The sequence below is a fragment of the Marinobacter sp. AN1 genome (assembly GCF_026013985.1).
Classification (GTDB): Bacteria; Pseudomonadota; Gammaproteobacteria; order Pseudomonadales; family Oleiphilaceae; genus Marinobacter; species Marinobacter segnicrescens.
In genome coordinates this window covers 3,581,018-3,601,527 of sequence record NZ_CP110342.1, presented here as the reverse complement: position 1 = coordinate 3,601,527, position 20,510 = coordinate 3,581,018, and the positions used below count along the sequence as shown (strand labels likewise).

21 protein-coding genes are annotated in these 20,510 nt (G+C 61.5%); 5 read left to right on the top strand and 16 right to left on the bottom strand.

What is annotated here, in order from left to right; translation table 11 throughout:
* The first annotated feature begins 90 nt into the window (after nt 1-90).
* On the top strand, nt 91-1,068 hold the full coding sequence (locus tag LJ360_RS16680; RefSeq protein ID WP_091852683.1) for an NADP-dependent oxidoreductase: 978 nt from the start codon (nt 91-93) through the stop codon (nt 1,066-1,068).
* Here LJ360_RS16680 and tcdA read toward each other — a convergent pair.
* From tcdA to speA, 4 genes are all read right to left on the bottom strand, one after another.
* Nucleotides 1,056-1,862, bottom strand: coding sequence for a tRNA cyclic N6-threonylcarbamoyladenosine(37) synthase TcdA (gene tcdA / locus LJ360_RS16675; RefSeq protein WP_091852680.1), 807 nt, complete (start codon nt 1,860-1,862; stop codon nt 1,056-1,058). The genes LJ360_RS16680 and tcdA overlap by 13 nt on opposite strands.
* A 119-nt stretch (nt 1,863-1,981) precedes the next feature.
* Nucleotides 1,982-2,617 (bottom strand): ChrR family anti-sigma-E factor, encoded by a 636-nt coding sequence (locus LJ360_RS16670; RefSeq protein ID WP_091852677.1) that lies wholly within the window; start codon nt 2,615-2,617, stop codon nt 1,982-1,984.
* The gene (locus tag LJ360_RS16665) at nt 2,614-3,213 is read right to left on the bottom strand and encodes a sigma-70 family RNA polymerase sigma factor (RefSeq protein ID WP_091852827.1); all 600 of its coding nucleotides are present in this window, start codon (nt 3,211-3,213) and stop codon (nt 2,614-2,616) included. Before LJ360_RS16665 ends, LJ360_RS16670 begins: the two co-directional genes overlap by 4 nt.
* Before the next feature lie 171 nt (nt 3,214-3,384).
* On the bottom strand, nt 3,385-5,289 hold the full coding sequence (speA, locus tag LJ360_RS16660; RefSeq protein ID WP_091852823.1) for a biosynthetic arginine decarboxylase: 1,905 nt from the start codon (nt 5,287-5,289) through the stop codon (nt 3,385-3,387).
* 202 nt (nt 5,290-5,491) lie between these two features.
* On the opposite strand from speA, the gene speE reads away from it, so the two are divergent.
* Nucleotides 5,492-6,373, top strand: coding sequence for a polyamine aminopropyltransferase (gene speE / locus LJ360_RS16655; protein WP_091852674.1), 882 nt, complete (start codon nt 5,492-5,494; stop codon nt 6,371-6,373).
* Nucleotides 6,374-6,472: 99 nt separating this feature from the next.
* Here the strand turns inward: speE and LJ360_RS16650 are convergent, their stop codons facing one another.
* Nucleotides 6,473-7,738: an ammonium transporter gene (locus tag LJ360_RS16650; RefSeq protein WP_091852671.1), complete on the bottom strand. Its 1,266-nt coding sequence runs from the start codon at nt 7,736-7,738 to the stop codon at nt 6,473-6,475.
* Between the two features lie 73 nt (nt 7,739-7,811).
* On the bottom strand, nt 7,812-8,150 hold the full coding sequence (glnK, locus tag LJ360_RS16645; protein WP_091852668.1) for a P-II family nitrogen regulator: 339 nt from the start codon (nt 8,148-8,150) through the stop codon (nt 7,812-7,814).
* A 396-nt stretch (nt 8,151-8,546) separates the two neighbouring features.
* On the opposite strand from glnK, the gene LJ360_RS16640 reads away from it, so the two are divergent.
* From LJ360_RS16640 to trmB, 3 genes are all read left to right on the top strand, one after another.
* Nucleotides 8,547-8,807 (top strand): accessory factor UbiK family protein, encoded by a 261-nt coding sequence (locus tag LJ360_RS16640; protein ID WP_091852820.1) that lies wholly within the window; start codon nt 8,547-8,549, stop codon nt 8,805-8,807.
* A gap of 105 nt (nt 8,808-8,912) precedes the next feature.
* Nucleotides 8,913-10,436 carry a YifB family Mg chelatase-like AAA ATPase gene (locus LJ360_RS16635; RefSeq protein ID WP_091852665.1) on the top strand — a complete coding sequence of 508 codons (1,524 nt, stop codon included), beginning with the start codon at nt 8,913-8,915 and terminating at the stop codon, nt 10,434-10,436.
* A gap of 104 nt (nt 10,437-10,540) precedes the next feature.
* Entirely contained in the window at nt 10,541-11,260 is a 720-nt protein-coding gene (gene trmB / locus LJ360_RS16630) for a tRNA (guanosine(46)-N7)-methyltransferase TrmB (RefSeq protein ID WP_091852662.1), read from the top strand.
* Nucleotides 11,261-11,289: 29 nt separating this feature from the next.
* Here the strand turns inward: trmB and LJ360_RS16625 are convergent, their stop codons facing one another.
* The 10 genes from LJ360_RS16625 to LJ360_RS16580 all read right to left on the bottom strand — a co-directional run bounded on the left by LJ360_RS16625 (nt 11,290) and on the right by LJ360_RS16580 (nt 20,500).
* Nucleotides 11,290-11,835, bottom strand: coding sequence for a hypothetical protein (locus LJ360_RS16625; protein WP_091852659.1), 546 nt, complete (start codon nt 11,833-11,835; stop codon nt 11,290-11,292).
* On the bottom strand, nt 11,832-12,995 hold the full coding sequence (gene hemW / locus LJ360_RS16620) for a radical SAM family heme chaperone HemW (protein WP_091852656.1): 1,164 nt from the start codon (nt 12,993-12,995) through the stop codon (nt 11,832-11,834). The genes LJ360_RS16625 and hemW overlap by 4 nt, the downstream gene beginning before the upstream one ends.
* Entirely contained in the window at nt 12,995-13,618 is a 624-nt protein-coding gene (gene rdgB, locus LJ360_RS16615; RefSeq protein ID WP_091852818.1) for an RdgB/HAM1 family non-canonical purine NTP pyrophosphatase, read from the bottom strand. Before rdgB ends, hemW begins: the two co-directional genes overlap by 1 nt.
* 22 nt (nt 13,619-13,640) lie before the next feature.
* The gene (locus tag LJ360_RS16610) at nt 13,641-14,090 is read right to left on the bottom strand and encodes a DUF4426 domain-containing protein (protein WP_091852653.1); all 450 of its coding nucleotides are present in this window, start codon (nt 14,088-14,090) and stop codon (nt 13,641-13,643) included.
* 2 nt (nt 14,091-14,092) lie between these two features.
* Nucleotides 14,093-14,692 (bottom strand): methionine biosynthesis protein MetW, encoded by a 600-nt coding sequence (gene metW, locus LJ360_RS16605; protein WP_091852650.1) that lies wholly within the window; start codon nt 14,690-14,692, stop codon nt 14,093-14,095.
* The gene (metX, locus tag LJ360_RS16600) at nt 14,689-15,837 is read right to left on the bottom strand and encodes a homoserine O-succinyltransferase MetX (RefSeq protein ID WP_091852647.1); all 1,149 of its coding nucleotides are present in this window, start codon (nt 15,835-15,837) and stop codon (nt 14,689-14,691) included. Before metX ends, metW begins: the two co-directional genes overlap by 4 nt.
* A 208-nt stretch (nt 15,838-16,045) precedes the next feature.
* Entirely contained in the window at nt 16,046-18,010 is a 1,965-nt protein-coding gene (locus LJ360_RS16595) for a dynamin family protein (protein WP_091852644.1), read from the bottom strand.
* A 215-nt stretch (nt 18,011-18,225) separates the two neighbouring features.
* Nucleotides 18,226-18,795, bottom strand: coding sequence for a YggT family protein (locus LJ360_RS16590; RefSeq protein ID WP_091852641.1), 570 nt, complete (start codon nt 18,793-18,795; stop codon nt 18,226-18,228).
* A 43-nt stretch (nt 18,796-18,838) separates the two neighbouring features.
* Nucleotides 18,839-19,675, bottom strand: a complete 837-nt coding sequence (proC, locus tag LJ360_RS16585) for a pyrroline-5-carboxylate reductase (RefSeq protein WP_091852638.1) — start codon at nt 19,673-19,675, stop codon at nt 18,839-18,841.
* Between the two features lie 120 nt (nt 19,676-19,795).
* A complete protein-coding gene (locus LJ360_RS16580; protein ID WP_091852636.1) occupies nt 19,796-20,500 on the bottom strand; it encodes a YggS family pyridoxal phosphate-dependent enzyme in 705 nt (234 codons plus the stop codon).
* Nucleotides 20,501-20,510 lie beyond the last annotated feature (10 nt).

Sequence of the window (20,510 nt, the reverse complement as noted above, 5' to 3'; positions counted from 1 at the left end):
GAGGTCAGCCTTGAGCCCGGGGGGCTGCTAAACTGACCAGTCACCATATCCTGTAACCGGTATGGGGTCGTATTCATCGGGGGGAAGGTCATGGAAAAAAACGAGGTATCCACCATGAAACAACTGGTCTACCGGGAGTTCGGGGATCCCGATGTACTTGAAGTGGCCGAAGCTCCCGTGCCTGAGCCAGGCCCTGAAGAGGTGCTGGTTCGGGTACGGGCCGCTGGACTGAACCCCATCGACTGGAAGACCCGCCGCGGCCTGGGCTTTGCTGCCCGCCAGATCGGGGACCGACTGCCCTGGACGCCGGGATATGACATGGCTGGCGAGGTGGTCGCCGTGGGCGACAAGGTGGCCACCCTGGTACCGGGCGACCGGGTTATGGGTATGGTTGGCTTCCCGACGCAGGGTGGTGCCTGTGCCCAGTTCCTGGCGGCGCCCGCGGCTGAGTTGGCCATTGTGCCGGAAGAACTGGATTTGCTGGCAGCGGGTGGCCTGCCGCTGGCGGGCCTGACCGCCTGGCAGGCCCTGTTCGATATGGGCGAGCTGGAACCTGGTCAGAAAGTGTTGATCCACGCAGGTGCCGGCGGTGTCGGGCACCTTGCGGTGCAGTTCGCGCTGGTGCGGGGTGCCCATGTGATCGCCACCGCCTCGGCCGATAACCGGGACTTCCTCGCCGGGCTCGGCGTCCATGAGGTCATCGACTACCACCAGGTGGATTTTGTCGACGAGTGCTATGGACTCGACCTGGTGCTCGACCTGGTCGGGGGTGATACCGGCAAGCGGTCCCTGCATACCCTGAGCGAGCACGGGGTGCTGGTGACCATTCCTACCATTACCGCCGATGAGATCGTCAGTGAAGCGGAGCGTATGGGCCTGAAAGCCCACGGCATGACCGTGCGCCCGGACGTGTTCCAACTGGAAGAGATCCTGGAGCTGATCGAGGATGGTGATGTGAAGGTCCACGTGGACGGAGTATTCGCCCTGCCAGACGCCCCGGCGGCCCACCACCTGCTGGAGGGCGGCCATGTGCGGGGCAAGCTGGTGCTGGATCTTCAGGAGGGCTGAGAGCCCTTTGCCGCTTTGCGGGCGATCCTGTTGACCAGTCGGGAGGCGGCAATAAACCCGAAGCTGGCGGTGACCGGTGAAGCAGCACCGAACCCGGTGGCGCAGTCCAGCCGTACCGGGCCTGCGGTGTCCGGTTTCTGATGGCAGACCTCACCGTCGGCTGCCGGGTAGATCAGCTGTTCCGTGGAGTACACCGCCTCGATACCAAACCGGCGTTTCGGATTGCGTGAGAAACCGTACTCCCTGCGTAACAGGTTACGGATCTTGGCCAGCAATGGGTCCTGGGTAGTCCGGCTCAGGTCCGCCACTTCGATTTTTGTGGGGTCAACCTGGCCGCCTGCCCCGCCGGCTACCACCAGGGGGATCTTCCTGCGCTGGCAGTGGGCAATCAGGGCTGCCTTGGATTTGACGCTGTCGATGGCGTCCACCACGCCGTCCATGTCTTCCGTGATCAACTCTGCGACATTCTTCGTGGTCACAAAACCGAAATGAACCCGGATGTCCGCCTGGGGGTTAATGGCCCGCAGGCGTTCTGCCATCACGTCGGTCTTGGTGCGGCCATAATGTCCTTCCAGCGCATGGAGCTGACGGTTGGTGTTGGACACACAAACGTCGTCCATATCGATCAGGGTTATGGTGCCTATACCACTGCGGGCAAGCGCCTCCGCGGCCCAGGAGCCCACGCCACCAAGGCCCGCGACGGCAATATGGGACTGGCGGAAGGCCAGGCTGGCGCGGCGGCCGTAGAGCCGCTCGATGCCGCCGAAGCGGAAAGCGTAGTCATCACTGCTCATGGAACTGCCACATCTTTAGGAATGGTAAAGCCAGTCATTCTACAGCAAGGTGCGCAGGAGGGGAGGCCGGGGTTGCACGGACCCGGTCGGAACAGATGTCCGACCGGGCATGCGAGCTGTCAGCGGATAAACGGATTCAGCAGGCGACCGAAGGTGCCCGTGAGCTTCAGGGGGGCGCTCAGCACGGACAGGGTAATGCAGTCGTCCCCTTCCAGGGCCACGGGCTTGTGTTCGTCTTCCTGCCCCAGCACAACGAAGTCCCACTGGTTGAATACGCCCTTGTTATCGGCAAAGGCACCCTGCAGCACGATAGTGGTTTCCTCGCCACGGTGGGTATGGGCAGGAGCCTTGCCACCGGCACACAGCTTCTGCAGAACCACCCGGTCCTGCTGTCCCGGAAAGCGGTCACTGATATCCAGCACGCTGACGTCCTTCAGTTGCCGTTTCCACGGTAAACCGTCCAGGTCGTCACCCAGCAGTTTGCTCAGCGGGCTGCGGTGAACCCTGGGCGTTACCGTCTCGGGTGCCGGTTCGCTGTCGATGCGCGCCAGGATGCTGTCGAAGGTGGAGGCTTCGACGGTCACCTGCGACTGCTGCTCCATCATCACGGCGCCCAGGCTGTCCAGGGCATCCACCCGGCTGCGGCAGTGCGCGCATTTGTCCAGGTGAAGCCGGATGCACAGGGCATGGGGCTCACTCAGGTTGCCTGCGCTGTATTCCATCAACATCAGGCTGTCGGGGTGGTGACGGGTCATACGTTCTGGTCCTGCAAAATTACCTTGAGCTTGTTTAGTGCCAGACGAACCCGGCTCTTGACCGTGCCAAGCGGGATCTCCAGCTCATCAGCCACCATCTGGTGGGACTTGTGCTCCATGTAGACCTTGGCAATCACAGTGATCTGTTCTTCCGGCAGGTGCCGGAGGGATTCCCGCACCCGGCGCTCGGACATCAGCCGGTGCAGTGAGGTTACCGGTTCATCTTCATTTTCGCCGGGAATCTGCCACAAATCCTCGGTTTCCACCTGCATCTCTGCGCTGGTGCGCTGCATCTTGCGCAGCATATCGATGCGCTGGTTACGGGCGATGGTGAAAATCCAGGTGGAGGCGGCTGCCTTGCGCCAGTCGTACAGGCAGGAGCGACGCCAGATGGAGACGAACACCTCCTGTACCAGTTCCTCGGCGTGGCTCGACATGCCATTGGCCATGGCGTAGTACTTGATCTGGGGAGCGAAGTGCTCGAACAGCGCGTGATACGCCTGGCGGTCCTGGTTCTTGCCGACCTTTTCGAGCAGCTGGCTCCAGGGATCTTTTCGCCCTTCGGCCCGCGAGGGCTTCTGGTCCAGTGTGGTCACCGGGCGCTCCTTGACAGCGGCATGGGCTGAGATGTTGTTCGTCATGATTGTAGCACTCGTCCTGCGATTGTCAGTCACGAGATTTACGCTACGGCGGTTCGAACAGATCTGTGTTGATGGGATCGGTTCAGATCAATTTCAGTGCGATTGCGGCCTGCTTATGCTTTCAGGTTATTCCTCGAGGTAGGTATAGCCCTCCAGGCCGGCCTCGAGTTCCTGCAACAGCTGATGTTGTTCATCGGCCGGCATGTCACTGCTGGCGAACCGGGCCCGGTAGGCTTTGATCAGGTCCTGGGGATCAAAGTTCACGTAACGCAGGATATCTGCCACGGTGTCGCCTTCCGTGGGCTCGCTGACCCGGTACTGGCCGTTGCTGTCCAGTTGCACGTCCACGGAGTGGGTGTCGCCGAACAGATTGTGCATGTCCCCCAGGATCTCCTGGTAGGCACCGGTCATGAAGAAACCGATGAGTAGCGGCTGGCTGTCGTCATGGTCGGGCAGGGGCAGGGTGGTTTCGATGCCCTGACCGTCCACGTAGCGGTCGATGCGCCCATCCGAGTCGCAGGTGATGTCCTGGATCACGGCACGGCGGGTGATGGCGCGGTCCAGGCCCTGGATGGGCAATACCGGGAAAATCTGGTCAATGCCCCAGATATCCGGCAGTGACTGGAACAGGGAAAAATTCACAAACAGCTTTTCTGCCAGTTTTTCGTTCAGTTCATCGAGGATTTCCCGGTGGGCCCGGTTGGCACCATTGAGCTGCTGCTGTAACTGGCGGCAGCTGGCGGTGTAGATGCGTTCGGCATCGGCACGCTGGCCCAGGGTCAGCACGCCGTGGGCAAACTGGGCATGCACGTCGCCCATGGCATGGAGCAGGTCGTGGTAAATCTCGATACGGGACCGGGGACTGACATCGTCCGTCACGTGGCAATAGTCTCGCCACAGGTCATGGAGGGGCCCGGGGGCGCTGGCTGCGGGCGCTGTGGGTATGCGGGCTTCCGGCTGCTCCCGGTCGATGACATTGGTGACCAGCACCGCGTGGTGGGCGGTCAGGGCGCGCCCCGACTCGCTGATCAGATCCGGGTGGGGAACGCCGGCCCGGTCGCATTCTGTCTGCAGGGTGTGCACCACGTTCCAGGCGTATTCCCGCATGCTGTAGTTCATCGAACAGCTGCTGCGGGAGCGGGTGCCCTCATAGTCCACGCCGAGGCCACCGCCGATATCCACTGTGTCCACCGGCGCGCCCAGCTGGCGCAGTTCGCTGTAGAAACGGGCGCACTCCCGCAGCCCTGTCTGAATATCCCGGATATTGGCGATCTGGGAACCCAGGTGAAAGTGCAGCAGTTGCAGGGAATCCAGGGCATCGGCCGCCCGCAGGCGCTCAACGACGTCCAGTACCTGTCCCGCTGAAAGGCCGAACTTGGATTTCTCACCGCCGGTGTTCTGCCAGTTGCCCTTGCCGATGGTCGCCAGCCGGGCCCGTACGCCGATAAGTGGGCGCACATCCAGCCGCTTTGCCTCGTTCAGTATCAGCTTCAGCTCGGACGGTTTCTCCACCACGATAAATACCCGGAAGCCCAGCTTCTGACCAATCAGTGCGGTGCGGATGTATTCCCGGTCCTTGTAGCCATTGCAGACGATCACCGAGCCCCGCGCTGACGACAGGGCCAGTACAGCCATCAACTCGGGCTTGCTGCCCGCTTCCAGGCCGATCTGGCTGTTAGCGGCCGCCGGCTGGGCTCGCAACAATTCTTCTACCACGCCCCGCTGCTGGTTTACCTTGATCGGGTAAACGGCGGTATAGCGCCCCTGGTAGCCGTGTTCGCTGGCGACATCGTTGAAGGCCAGGCACAGGGTATTGACCCGGTCATGGAGAATGTCGGTAAAGCGGATCAGCACCGGCAGGGCAACACCCCTGGTACTGAGTTGGCCAATCAGCTCAGGCAGGTTGATGCTGTGGTCGTTATGAGCCCGGTGCGGCCGGATCAGCACATCACCGCCGGTGTTCACATCGATATAGCCATCACTCCAGTGGGCGATGTTGTAGATCTGGCTGGCAGTGGTTCTGGTGGTCATACTGGTATCCTGAATCGCAGACGGGGCAATCTTGCCGGGCGCGCCCATTGTAGGCTGCCTGGGCAACCCATGGAAACCGCAAAGCGCCCCTGCCCGGACAACAAATCCTTTGGTTAGTATCCCGTCAGGTGAATTCGCTGACGGGACACGAGCCGCCACCTCGGCCTACAATGGCGCCAACGATTACGGGAGGTTTTTGACAATGAGTTCACTGGACAACAACTGGTTTACCGAAGTCTTCCAGGACCAGGGTACGGCCTTTTCCCTGCAGGTGAAGCGCAAGCTGCACGAGGAACAGACGCAGTACCAGAAGCTGGAAGTCTGGGAGACAGAGACATTTGGCAACCTGATGGTACTGGACGGCTGTGTCATGCTCACCAGCCGGGACAATTTCCTCTACCACGAGATGATGACGCACCCGGCACTGTTCACCCATCGCGATCCGAAAAAGGTGGTGATCATCGGCGGTGGTGATTGCGGCACCCTCAAGGAGGTATTGAAGCACCCCGGGGTGGAGGAAGCCTGGCAGGTGGAAATCGATGAACGGGTGACCCGGGTATCGGAGAAGTATTTCCCGGAACTCTGTGAGTCCAACCAGGACCCCAGGGCCAACTTCTTCTTTGGTGATGGCATCCAGTGGATGCGGGACCAGCCCCCGGGCACGGTGGATGTCATCATCGTCGACAGCACCGATCCGGTGGGGCCGGCGGAAGGCCTGTTTGCGCTGGACTTTTACCGGGACTGCATGATTGCCCTGCGGGAGGGCGGCATCGTGGTGCAGCAGAGCGAATCCCCGCTGCTGCACACTGACAGCATTATTCGCGGTATTCATGACGACATGAAAAAGGCCGGTTTCGACCACGTCCAGACCCTGCCATTTCCGCAACCCGTCTATCCCACCGGCTGGTGGAGCTGCACCATGGGTGGCAAGGACGTACACACCAGCTATTTCCGGGAGGAGGACGCAGCGGACCGGCCGTTTGTCACCCGCTACTACAATGAAGGTGTTCATCGGGGCGCCCTGGCCATGCCCCAGTTCATGCTGGAAACTCTGGATGATCCGGTGCGGCCGGCCGAAGGCTGACACAGCTCGTTCCGGCCTCGCAAAAAAAGAGGGCAGCCCGCGGGCTGCCCTCTTTGCTTTTGTTCCCCGGCAAACCGGGGAACTTTACCAGTGACCTGGTTACTTGCTGGAGACGAACTCCGGATAGGCTTCCATGCCACACTCGGACAGGTCGACGCCTTCGTACTCGTCTTCCTCGCTGACCCGGATGCCGATCACAGCCTTGAGGATGCCCCAGACGATCAGGCTGGCTACGAATACCCAGACGAAGATGGTCAGGGCACCGATCAGCTGGCCGCTGAAGGCAGCACCGTCATTGGTGACCGGTACCAGCATCAGGCCCAGGAAGCCGCAGACACCGTGGGCGGAGATGGCGCCCACCGGATCGTCAATGCGCAGCTTGTCCAGGGTGACGATACTCAGCACCACCAGCACACCACCCAGTGCGCCCCAGATCGTGGCAACCAGTGCGCTCGGTGTGGACGGCTCGGCCGTGATAACCACCAGTCCGGCGATGGCACCGTTCAGAAGCATGGTCAGGTCAGCCTTGCCGAACATGATGCGGGCGGTGATCAGCGCCGCGATTGCACCACCGGCCGCAGCAGCGTTGGTGTTGAGGAACACCATGGCCACAGAGTGCGCGCTGGCAATATCGCCCAGTTTAAGCACTGAACCGCCGTTGAAGCCGAACCAGCCCAGCCACAGGATGAAGGTACCCAGTGCGGCCAGCGGCATGTTGGCGCCCGGGAAGGCGCGGATTTCGCCGTTGGGGCCGTACTTGCCCTTACGGGCGCCCAGCAGGATCACACCGGCGAGGGCTGCAGCAGCACCTGCCATGTGTACGATGCCCGAGCCGGCAAAGTCGCTGAAGCCCAGGTCACCCAGGTTGTACATGCCAAATACATCGGCACCGCCCCAGGTCCAGGCGCCTTCCATGGGGTAGATGAAACCGGTCATGACCACTGCAAAGGCCAGGAAAGCCCACAGTTTCATGCGCTCGGCTACTGCACCGGAGACGATGGACATGGCCGTGGCCACAAACACCACCTGGAAGAAGAAGTCTGAAGCACCGGAGTAGATGGAACCACCCTCGAAGTCGCCCCGCTCGGCGTATTCGCCCAGCACGCCGGCAACATCCACCTCACCCATGCCGCTGAGGAAGATATTACCGCCATACATAATGGCGTAGCCACAGACCAGGTACATGGTGCAGGCCACTGCGAACAGGGCCACGTTCTTGGTGAGAATTTCAGTGGTGTTCTTGGCGCGTACCAGCCCGGATTCCAGCATGGCAAAGCCTGCTGCCATCCACATGACTAATGCACCGCAAACGAGAAAATAGAAGGTATCTATTGCGTACTGTAAATGAAAGACACTGTTTTCCATAAGAAGCCCTCCGCACGAGGCTTAACAGGAGATTGAAATTTTTGCGTTGGCCTGACTGCTTAAGCGCCCGGGATCAGACGGCTTCTTCGCCGGTTTCCCCGGTCCGGATCCGGATGGCCTGTTCCAGTTCGGTTACAAAGATCTTGCCGTCACCGATCTTGCCGGTGTTGGCGGCCTTGGTAATGGATTCAATGACCTGGTCCAGCAGGCCATCGCCAATGGCGACTTCCACCTTCACCTTGGGCAGGAAGTCCACCACGTACTCGGCACCGCGATAGAGTTCGGTGTGCCCCTTCTGGCGACCGAACCCTTTCACCTCGGTCACGGTTACGCCCTGAACGCCAATCTCGGATAGTGCCTCACGGACATCATCCAGCTTGAAAGGCTTGATGATCGCTGTCACAAGTTTCATTGCTGTCTCCTTGGAGTTTGCCGTCCCGGTTTTCTGCCCACGGGGTCGTGGATGGACCGGGTTCGGGATGCTGCCACCTCGCACACCAATTGTGCGGATTGCGTACGGGGGTTGTAGCATCGTGTGTGCCAACGCAAAAATATATTTAAAAATCAGTGCTTTGTTGGACCGGTGAACCAAAATGGGTCCTGACCGTGCGCCATTATAGCGCAGCTCGGTCAGGCACGAACCACATTGGTGCATCTGTCCAGGACCGGCGGCAGGCCAGATACCAGGGCTGATACGGCCGGTCACCTTCCTAGTATGGCAGGGACCACGCTGTGTTACACTCCTCAGCCGTCGAGGCGTTGCCCGTCAGGGCAGGCGCAAGCTTTCGGAACCGTGGAGACTGACGTGGTGAAGATTCCTAATGACCTGCTTGGCCAGGTTCAACAGCAGTTTGGCCAGTTCGTTCCTGATATGGCCCGTGCAGCCCGTGACGATGTGGAAAATCACGCAAAGGCTGCCGTCATGTCGGTCATTTCAAGGCTGGAACTGGTCACCCGCGAGGAGTTCGATGCCCAGCAGGCCGTTCTGCTGCGCACCCGTGAGAAGCTGGAACGGCTTGAGAAGCGGGTTGCCGAACTGGAGGCACAGGCCAGCCAGTCCGATAACTGAAGCTGATCCGGAATGGCCGGGTCTGCGCGGTTTTTACCGCACAGACTCCTGGGTGGCACAGGTAGTACCACCCTCCGGAAATCACTGAATGTCAGGGAAGACCCTATGCTCGCAACCATTCATACCCGCGCGCGGCTGGGCGTCAGCGCGCCAGCTGTTACAGTAGAAGTTCATCTCTCCAGCGGATTGCCTTCGCTTTCCATCGTCGGGCTGGCTGAAACCGCCGTCCGGGAAAGCAAGGACCGGGTACGTAGCGCCCTCATGAATGCCGGCTTCGAATTCCCTGCCCGTCGCATCACCATTAACCTTGCTCCAGCCGATCTCCCCAAGGAGGGCGGCCGCTTTGACCTGGCCATCGCCCTGGGCATCCTGGTGGCGTCAGGGCAGTTGCCACCAGAGGCCCTTGGAGAGCTGGAGTGCATGGGGGAGTTGGCCCTGGATGGCAGTCTCCGGCCAGTGCGCGGCGTGTTGCCGGCGGTCATGGCTGCCCGGGAGGCTGGTCGACGTATCCTGGTGCCCCGGGACAATGCCGATGAGGCGTCGCTGGCGGGTGGCGACGATGTACTGGCGGCGGGCCACCTGCTGGCGGTCTGCGAACACCTTGCCGGCACCACCACACTGAGTCCGGTAACGCCCATGGCGCTGAGCAGCCTCCCGGCCGAAGCTCCTGACCTGGCAGATGTGCGCGGGCAACACGTACCCAAGCGGGCCCTGGAAATCGCTGCAGCCGGCGGTCACAATCTGCTGTTATTTGGCCCTCCGGGCACTGGCAAGAGTATGCTGGCAAGCCGCATTCCGGGGCTTTTGCCGGCACTGGATGATCGCCAGGCGCTGGAAGTGGCCAGTGTGCATTCAGTAGCCGGACTGCCGATCCGCACCGATGGCTGGCGCCAGCCACCTTATCGTGCGCCCCATCATACTGCCTCGGCGATTGCGCTGGTGGGTGGCGGTAGCAGCCCCCGCCCCGGTGAGATTTCACTGGCCCACAATGGCGTATTGTTCCTGGATGAACTACCGGAGTTTGACCGCAAGGTGCTGGAGGTATTGCGGGAACCCATGGAGTCGGGGGAGATCGTTATCTCCCGGGCTGCCAGCCAGGTCACCTATCCTGCCCGGTTCCAGGTGATTGCCGCCATGAATCCTTGCCCCTGCGGCTACCAGGGCCATCCCACCATCGACTGCCAGTGCTCCCCCATGCAGGTGGCAAGGTATCAGGCCCGGTTATCCGGCCCGTTGCTGGACCGGTTCGACCTGCACGTGGAAGTCCCGGTGCAGGGTGGCGAAGTGCTCATGCAAAGTTCCTCTGCGGGCGAAACCAGTGCACAGGTGCGGCAACGGGTCGTGAAGGTGCGGGAGGGTGCCCGTAGACGGGGCGGTGCCAATGCGTCTTTGTCCGGCCGTGCCCTGGAGCAGCACTGCGTCGTGGACGACGACAGTAAGGGGATGCTCGTCGGTGCCATGGAAAAGCTGGGCTTGTCGGCGAGGGCATTGCATCGCATTCTTCGGGTAGCCCGCACGATCGCGGATCTGGCAGGTGCCGAGGATATCCGCTGCGAGCACCTGGTGGAGGCGCTGGGCTACCGCAAGCTGGACCGGAAACCGGCCAGGGTTCCCGGCTTTTCACCGTAGGTCAGCGAACAAACCGGGCGCGGCTTTGTCAGGTCACGAATAGCTCTGCCTCTGTTAGACTGTAGTCCTTAGTCATTTTGAGCATTGATCAGACCGGGGAAATCATGACTGACTCAGACAAGGCACCGAATAATGGTGAAAGCGTTACCACCCGCCGTGGCGTGCGTAGTTTCGTTATTCGCCAGGGGCGGATGACAGAAGGCCAGAAAAAGGCGTATGACCGGCTCTGGCCCGTCTATGGTTTGACCCGCGAGCAAGGGGTGATCGACCCCCGGGAAGTGTTCGGCCGCGAAGCCTGGCTGAACCTGGAGATCGGCTTCGGTATGGGGCACTCCCTTGCAGAGATGGCCGCCGCCGCGCCTGAGCAGGACTTTATCGGGGTAGAAGTTCACTCCCCCGGAGTGGGTGCCTTGCTCAAGGAAATCGAGGAGCGTGAACTGGAGAATGTCCGGATCTATGCCATCGACGCCAACGATGTGATCGACCTGTGCCTGCCGGACGCCTCCATTGACCGGGTGATGGTCTTTTTCCCGGATCCCTGGCCAAAAAAGAAACACCACAAGCGTCGACTGATCCAGCACGAGTTTGTCCAGCGCCTGCGCCACAAGCTCCGGGTGGGAGGTATCCTGCACCTGGCGACGGACTGGGAAAACTACGCCGAGCATATGCTGGAAGTGATGGACGAATCCGAAGGCTTCGTCAATGCCAGGGACGAAGGTGGTTTCTCGCCTCGCCCTGAGGATCGCCCGATTACCAAGTTCGAGAAGCGTGGCGAAAACCTTGGTCACGGGGTCTGGGACCTGGTGTATCGCCGCACCAACTGACAGCAGGGCGTTCAGGCGTCAGGCGCCTTCTATCGCGCAGACTCCCGGGCGCCCGGTGGATGCAACGGGTGGCGCCGGGCGGCGCGGATAACCACCAGCCCGGCAATTCCCACTAGCAATGCCGTGTAGTTTGTCAAAGCCAGTAAGGTGGCAGCCAGGCTGAGACGGTCGCTTGGCGCATCCAGGTTGGCCAGCAACACCGAATACTCCGTCACATGGGCCAGGCCGGCCACCACAAACAGTCCCCGCACCCATTGACCGGTCTTGCGTTCGCGCACGCCCGGGCGATCCACCAGCAAGTGGTTGGTCAGCAGGATAAGCAGGGTGGTATAAAGTGCGGCAAACAGGAAGCCGCTCCACAGGGAGGTCTCAGCCCAGAAAGAGGTGCCCCAGCTTTCCACGATGGCTGCAGCCCCTTCGCCCGTGGTGGCCAGCTGGAAACTCAGCATGCCCTGGGGTGCCGCGCTGGTCTGCAGGGGCTGGTTGAGCCCCAGTTGGGCAACCAGAACGGCGGCAGTGAAGCCACCAACCCATCGGATGCCGGTGGGAATGGGTTTCCTGGCGATGTCGTTCATGACAGAAATTGCTCCAGCACACTGTTCAGGAACTGCCGTCCTTTTGTTGTCGCCTGCAGACGGCCGGGCTCCAGCAGTTCCTGATCCCTCAGGTTTCCAAGTATTGCAGCAATCACCGTCAGCGGTAAACCCGTACGGGCCGTGAACAGCGACTCGTCCACGCCCTGTTGCAACCGCAGTGCATTCATCATGAACTCCAGCGGACGCTCGTCCCGGTCCACCGACTGGGTGCCGGCGGTACGGCTGCCAATCCGGGCCAGGTAGGCGTCGGGCTGCCGGGTCTTCCAGTAGCGACGAATGTCGCCATTTTCCAGCGAAACCTTGCCATGGGCGCCGGCGCCAATGGCAAGGTAGTCGCCGAAGGTCCAGTAGTTCAGGTTATGCCGGGAGGCCATCCCGGGCCGGGCCCAGGCGGAGACTTCGTAGTCCTGGAAGCCGGCGGACAAAAGCCTTTCCCGTCCGGCCTGCCATATGGCCCAGAGCTCGTCATCCTCCGGCAGTGCGGGGGGGCGGCTGTAGAACTCAGTGTTCGGTTCCAGGGTCAACTGGTACCAGGAGAGGTGAGGTGGTTGCCACGCCAGGGCCGCGTCCAGATCTGCCAGGGCCTGCTCCGGGCCCTGGCCTGGCAGGCCGTGCATCAGGTCCAGGTTGAAGTTGCTGAAGCCGGCGTTCATGGCGGCCTCGATTGCGTGGTGCGCTTCGTTGTCGTCATGGATGCGACCAAGCCTTTTCAGGTGTTCCGGCTGGAAACTCTGAATACCGATGGAAAGTCGGTTAATGCCAGCGTCGCGAAAGCCCAGGAAGCGGCTCTGTTCGACCGTGCCAGGGTTGGCCTCCAGGGTGATTTCGGCATCCGGACTGAACGTGAGTTGCTCAGCGAGCTTGCGGAACAGGGTCTGGTAGAAGTCTGGCGACATCAGCGACGGGGTGCCGCCACCGATAAAGACGGTCTCGATTGGCCGCCCGCGCACGAACTCAAGATCATGCTTGAGATCTTCCAGCATGGCCTCAAGGTAGGCCTGCTCAGGCAACTCGCCGCTGAATGCGTGGGAATTGAAGTCGCAGTAGGGGCACTTGCGAACGCACCAGGGCACGTGAATATACAGCCCAAGGGGTGGACATGGAGCGATTGCCCCGGCGTCGCCAGAGAAGGGGGCCATCAATGTCCGCCCAACTGCTCCACCAGCAGGCGCAGGGCACGCCCGCGGTGGCTGACGCGGCCTTTCTGTTCCCGGGTCAGCTCAGCGGCACTGCAGTCGAACTCAGGGGCGAAGAACACCGGGTCGTAGCCGAAACCGCCGCTTCCTGTCGGATGTTCCAGGATCCGCCCCGGCCAGCGGCCATGGCAAATGATGGGCGTGGGGTCTTCGGCATGGCGCAGGTAGACCAGCACACAGTGAAACTGGGCCGTGCGCTCGGCTTCCGGCACCGCTTTCAACGCTGTCAGCAGCGCCTGGACGTTTTCCGCATCACTGGCATCGACACCGGCGTACCGGGCCGATCGCACGCCGGGCTGTCCGCCGAGTGCGTCCACCGCCAGGCCGGAGTCATCCGCCAGGGCTGGCAGACCGGTTTGCTGCGCGGCATGACGGGCCTTGAGCAGGGCATTCTCGACAAAGGTGCAGGCCGGCTCCTCCGCCTCACCGACGCCCAATTCGCCCTGGGCTATCGGTTGCAGGCCAAGGGGGGCCAGCAGTTCGCCAAGCTCCCTCAGCTTACCCTGATTGTTGCTGGCAAGTACCAGCTTACCCGTTCTGGTGTCTCCGGTGGTGTCCTGTGGCATTGGGCGATCAGTCATCGGGTGGTCAGTCATTGAACAGTGCCTGGGAAAAGCGAATCGGCAGGTCGCGGTCGTGGCCACTGGGCCTGGCGGTGACCTGGAAAGTCATCAGTTCGCCCTCGGTGTACTGGTACTCGGCGATAAAGTAGACCGCATCCCCTTCCTGGATCCGTCGAAATGCCAGGAACTTTGCCTGGCGAATATCGTTGAGGACCTGACCTTCCACCTGGCCGGGCACCGTGCTCAGCGAGCCGTCCTCCCCCCGCTCCATGATGGCAATGTTGACAATGCCAATACCACGACTGCGGTTGAGATTGTTGGCCGCGGCGACTTCCGGCATCAGGAAGGTGCTGGGGAATACGTTGTAGTGAACTTCGTAGTCTCCGAAGCGAACGTGTTTCTCTTCAGCCATAGCCGGGCTGGCCAGTCCGGCAAGGGTTACGCAGCAGAGCATCAGCAGGGTCATAGGCTTCATGGTCAGTCTCCCCGGGTGATTCGGTATATGGCTATCTGCCCCAGCATATTCGGCCATAGCCGGCTTAGCCAGCGGTCCTGGTGTTCTCCGTCCACTACCGTACGGTTGCGGATGCGAAAGTTCTTTTCATGGCACAGCGCCTCGAAGTCCCTGAACGTGCACAGGTGGATGTTCGGAGTGTTGTACCACTTGTGGGGTAGGGTTTCCGACTCCGGCATCCGGCCACGGGACATCAGGTACCAGCGCAGGCGCCAGTACGCAAAGTTGGGAAAGGTAACGATCCCTTCCCGGCCCAGCCGCATCATTTCATCCAGCACGATATCCGGCCGCCTGACTGCCTGCAGTGCCTGGGTCATAAGGACAGTGTCGAAGCTGTCATCATCGAAGTTGGACAGGCCCTGGGTGTCAAGGTTCTGCTCAATGACCGCCACGCCCTTGTTCATACACTCGGTGATGTGGTCCGGATTGATTTCCAGGCCAAAGCCGCTGGTCTGCCTTTCCTGCTGCAGGTAATGCAGCAGGGTGCCGTCACCGCAGCCAAGGTCGAGGATATGGCTGCCTGGACTGATCCATTGCTGGATGATTTCGAGGTCGGCCCTCATGCGCCTACCTCCCTGGCCACCCGGGCCATGTAAGTGCTGAATACGGCGTTGTACCTGGGGGTGGGGATCAGGAACGCGTCGTGGCCCCAGGGCGCGTCGATTTCCGCATAGCTGACCTTGCGGCGGGCGGCGATCATGGCATTCACCAGTTCTTCCGAGCGGGCGGGGGTAAAACGCCAGTCGCTGCTGAACGACAGTACCAGGAATTCACAACGGGCCCTCGCCATGACTTTTACCAGGTCATTGTCGGTTTCATAGGCCGGGTCGAAATAGTCCAGGGCCCGGGTCATCAACAGGTAGGTATTGGCGTCAAAGGTTTCCGAGAAACGCTCACCCTGGTAGCGAAGGTAGCTTTCCACCTGGAACTCGGCGTCGTAGCCAAACTGATAGGCCTGCTCCCGCAGTTCCCGGCCAAACTTCTCGCCCATGGAGGCATCGGACAGGTAGGTGATGTGACCCACCATGCGTGCCAGCATCAGACCTCGCCGGGGCAGGGTGTTGTGTTCATAGTAGCGGCCTCCGTGGAAGTCACTGTCGGAGGTGATTGCCCGTCGGGCCACTTCGTTGAACGCGATGTTCTGGGCCGTCAGCCTGGGTGTGGAGGCAATCACCACCGCGTGTTTCAGGCGGTCCGGGTGACTGATACTCCACTGCAGGGCCTGCATGCCCCCCAGGGAGCCGCCCACCACCGCAGCCCAGCAACCGATGCCCAGCCGGTCGGCCAGCACTGCCTGGCTGTTCACCCAGTCCTGCACGGTGACTACCGGGAAGTCCGGACCGTAGAGTTCGCCGGTTTCCGGATTGACCGTATTGGGGCCGGTACTGCCGTGGCAGCCACCCAGGTTGTTAATGCTGACCACAAAGAACCGGTTGGTGTCGATAGGCTTGCCGGGGCCGATACAGGCGTCCCACCAGCCGGGTTTGCGGTCGCCTGGTGAATGATAGCCGGCGGCGTGGTGGTGGCCGCTGAGGGCATGGCAAATCAGCACCGCGTTGGTGTGATCCTGGTTCAGGGTGCCATAGGTTTCCACTACCAGGTCCCAGCTTTTCAGGACCTGGCCACAGGCGAGTTGGAGTGGCTCGTCAAAATGGAGGGTTTGCGGGGTAACCAGGCCCACAGAATCCGAAGGCAGGGAGTCGGGCATCGACGCGGCAGAATCCTTGATTGGTCATCGTTCGTCGTAAATCCAGCCATAACCGAGCTGGCACAGGCCAAGCAGTTTAAATGGGGGCCGCCGGTGCTGCAACCGGCCAGGGGGCATGGACGTCGGCGCAAGGGTTGGCAGCCCGGGTAAGCGATGGAGAACCCTGACTGCCCGTGCCCCTGGTGCCGGAGCCTGAGGCGTTTGTTGCTCAGGCAATGCCGGAGATGTTTACCACTTTCTGCTGGCTGAGGGTTGGTGCCGGCCGGCGGATCTGGCGCTGCATGGCATCGGCCAGCTCCAACTGACGGCGGAGGTCGGCGATGGTGTTGGTCAGCCGCTCCCGCTCTGCCTTGCTGTCCCGGTCACTGCGTACCATGTCGCGGATGCGCCGCACCTGGTGCTCCAGCAGCTGTTTTTGCTCCATGGAGAACTGCATGATGGGCAGCAGCGCTTCGCCGGGCCAGCGCTCCACGTCACGCCGGACCCGTTCGTGGAGCGTGCGTGCCTCGGTCACCATGACCTGGAAGAAACGGCGTGTGAGCCACTTCTGTTCCCTTAGCAGGTTGCCGGGAGCGCGCCGGAAACGGGTGGCCCGTTTGCGAAGCTCCCGTACGGCGATGACGTGGCGACCCGCCCGCAGCGGAATGGGCTCCAGGTGACGGGCACGGGTATCCTCGTTATAGCGGCGATAGATGGCTTCCACCATGCGCTCGGCCAGTCGCCCTTCTGCCAGCAGGTTCTGCAGGTCGCTCTCCAGAAGCTCGAAGAAATGGTCCATGGCCTGGCTCATGCCGGCGGAGGTCCAGCTTTTGCTCATCATCTGACGGACAGTGGCAGCATGGGCGTTGAAGCGGGACTCGCTGACCATACTCAAGAGGATATCGCCCTGGGACTGCATCAGCCGTCGGCTGGAGCGCAGGGTGATCAGTTTACGGTAGTAGAAGTCATAGTCGTTCTGGGCCCGGTCAGCCAGTCGCCGCAGGGCCTCGCGGTCCACGGCCTGGCCGGAGCAGGCCTGGCGCTCATCCTGCAGGCTGAGCAGTCGCGCCTGCATCGCCGCCTGGCTGTTCTGCAGCATACCCAGCAGATCGTTGATGAGGCTCTGGGTAATCAGCTCCTCCTTCTGGCGCAGAATGCGGTCGATGAGGAGTCGTTCCAGTCCTGGTAGCTGGCTGCGTTCCAGCAGGGCGTTATCATTGCGTGCCTTCGCGGTCAGGCCCTGCCTGGCGGAGATGGGAACAACCTCGTCGTCCCGCAGGCCCAGTTGGTTGGCGGTGGTGTGGCGCATCCGGTCGATGCTGTGCTGCACTTCCCTCTCGGGGCGGAGATCATCCCAGAGTGAGTCGATTTTGTTCAGAACGGCAAACCGACCTGCCCGGTGGTCGGCATCGTCAGTATCGATATGCTCCTTCCAGATGGTCATATCGCTGGCGGTGACGCCGGTGTCTGCGCTCAGCAGGAACAGGATCGCGTGGGCGGAGGGCAGCAGGCTGACCGTCAGCTCCGGTTCTGAGCCCAGGGCGTTGAGTCCCGGCGTGTCAAGAATCCGCAGACCCCGCTCGAACAGCGGGTGCCGAATGCTGATGCGGGCGCTGCGCCAGGCCGGGATGAGCACCTGGCCTGGGTGGTCCAGATCGGCTTCGAGCATGGCCTCGCTGAAGCCATAACGACGGGCTTCCTGGGGGCTGACGCTGCGCACCCTGGCCACTTCACCGAGCACCGTGCGCATGGCCTCGGGGTCGTTCTCGTCAAGCTCGTAACGGGTCCAGTGTTCCGGTTGGCGCCGGAGCTCTTGCAGGGACAGTTCGCCTTCGCGGGTTTCGATGGGTAGCAGCTGCAGGTAGTTACTGCCGTTGGCCCGGTCAAAGAAGAGTTCGGTGGGGCACATGGTGGTGCGACCCGCTTCCGAGGGCAGCATGCGCTGGCCATACTCTGCAAAGAACAGGGCGTTGATCAGCTCGGTCTTGCCCCGGGAAAACTCGCCCACGAAAGCGATGGTCAGCTCGTCTTCGATCAGCAGTTCCACACCCCGGCGGATGCGCTCACTCACATCGTCGGAATAAAGGTCGTTATCCTGCAGCCAGAGACGGTAACGGCTGATCTGCCGAATGAGCTCCTTCTTCCACTGATGGTAGGCTTCAACCTGGTTCGCCAGGATGGCTGGTCCGTTCATGGTACTGGCCCTGTTCGCTTCGAGGCTGACATCGCCTGGGGTTCCGTCCCGGAAGTGTTCAGGCGTGCACGGGTTGGCGTTGAGGTAATTAAAGAAAGACTGACCTAGGGTATGTCGATTTTGTTGTCAGGTCTGTTAACCGGGTCACAGGCGCCGTAGCGAACGGCGTGGCCTGTGAGCCGGAGTGTCCAGACGGGGATATGCCGGTGGTGGGGTCAGACCGGCATGCCGACGGCGGCACCGAGGTGGTCCACCATCACCCTCAGCACATTCAGGATGAGGAAGACAAAGATCGGGGACAGGTCCAGGCCGCCCAGCGGGGGAACAATATTGCGCACCGGGCGCATCACGGGTTCGGTGATCTGGGCTACCAGCATGATGGCCGGATGGTTACTCTGGGGAGCCACCCAGCTGATAATGACCACCGCCAGTATGGCCCAGAAATAGATCTCGATGATCAGCCCCAGTACATGTACCCCGGCCCAGGCCAGCAAGGCAATCGGATTGAGGGCGGTCAAAGGATAGCCGCTGGCAACCCACAGCAGCGTAAAGAACAGGGCGCTCACCAGCACCGCCAGCACCAGGGAAGCGCCGTCGACGCCGCCAATACCCGGAACGACCCGGCGCAGGGGACGGAGGGGCGGGTTGGTGGCCTTCACCACGAACTGGGAGATGGGATTGTAAAAGTCAGCCCGAGCCAGTTGCAGCAGGAACCGCAGCAAAACGACAGTAAGGTAGAACATGGCCACAAACTGCAGCACGGTGATAAAGATTTCGGCCAGCATTGGAGCGTTGTCTCCGTTCAGGACAGTGTATGAATTCTCGGGTTCAGCGGTTGGCCTCAGCCAGTTCCTGGGCCATTTCCTGGGAGCGGGCCCTGGCTGCCTTGTAGGCCTTTTCGACCAACGCTCGCATGCCCCCATCCTCGAAAGTCAGGATGGCCTGCTCGGTGGTGCCTCCCGGTGACATGACGTTACGTTTGAGTTGCGCCGGGTCGTGTTCACTGCGTGCGGCCATTTCGGCGGCACCGGCCATGGTCTGAATCGCCAGTTCACGGGCCGTAGCGGCTTCGATGCCAGCCTCGGTAGCCGCAGCTTCCAGCGCTTCCAGCATCAGGAAGAAATAGGCGGGGCCGCTGCCTGATAGCGCGGTGACCGCGTGCAGTTGTTCTTCATCGTCCAGCCACAGGGCCTTGCCGATGCTGTTGAAAATCGATTCGACGGTCTCTTTCTGTTCGTCGGAGACGGCGTTGTTGGCATACAGGCCTGCTGCTCCCTTGCCTACCAGCGACGGGGTATTGGGCATTACCCGCACCAGTGGCAGGCCACCACCGAGCCATTCATCCAGGGTTGTTGAAGTCAGGCCGGCGGCAATGGAAACCATCAGCGGGCGGGTGTTCTGGACGACCGGGGCGATGTCACGGCACACATCCGCCATGATCTGTGGCTTGACTGCCAGGATCACCACATCTGCCTGCTGCGCGCAGTAGCGGTTGTCAGTGGTGACGCTGACGCCAAATTTGCGGCGGATGGTCTGCAGGTGCTCATCGTCCGGGGCACTGGCCCAGATGCTGGCGGCCCGGAAGCCGCTGTCCAGCATGCCACCAATGATGGCGCTGGCCATGTTGCCGGCGCCGATAAAGCCAATCGTCGGTGAAGTACTCACAGTTCACTCCGCATCAGAAAGTTGTGATGGCAAATCATACCAGCTAAATCCTGCGCTTACCCATGCTGTCGGGGAGGTCCGGCAGGCCGGGTTGCCGGCCAGGTTCCTGCCAGGCAGCCGTCAGCGGCTGTAATCCCTCGGGCCGAACAGCGCGGTACCCACCCTGACCAGGGTTGCTCCCTCTGCAATTGCGAGTTCCAGGTCACCGGACATTCCCATGGAGAGGGTGTCCAGCGGGCCGGTTACCTGCGGGTTCTTTTGCAGGTTCTCAAGGGCCCGGGCCAGCCTATGGAAGCTGGCGCGAAGGGCGTCTTCGGACTGGTCGGGGTCAGGTATGGCCATCAGGCCCCTCAGGCTCAGCCTGGGCAGGTCGCTTATGGCTGCCGCCAGGTCGTCCAGTTCCCCGGGGTGACATCCGGACTTGCTGGCTTCCTCGTCTATATTGACCTGCACGCAGATATTAAGGGGCGGCAGGTCTTCGGGGCGCTGATCGTTGAGACGCCGGGCAACCTTTAACCTGTCCACACTGTGCACCCACTGGAAATACTCGGCAATGGGGCGGGTCTTGTTGGACTGGATGGGGCCAATAAAGTGCCACTCCAGTTGCGGCAGATCGGCCAGGGCCTCCATCTTGTCCAGGGCTTCCTGCAGGTAGTTCTCGCCGAAGGCATGTTGTCCGGCGGCGGCTGCCAGGCGCAGATCCTCCGCCGGTCGGGTCTTGCTGACTGCGAGCAAGCGCACACTCCCGTCAGTGCGTCCCGCTGCCTCTGTTGCTTTTTGTATGCGTCGGGTTACGCTCCGGATGTTGTCTGCTATGCTGCTCATAGTATTTTTC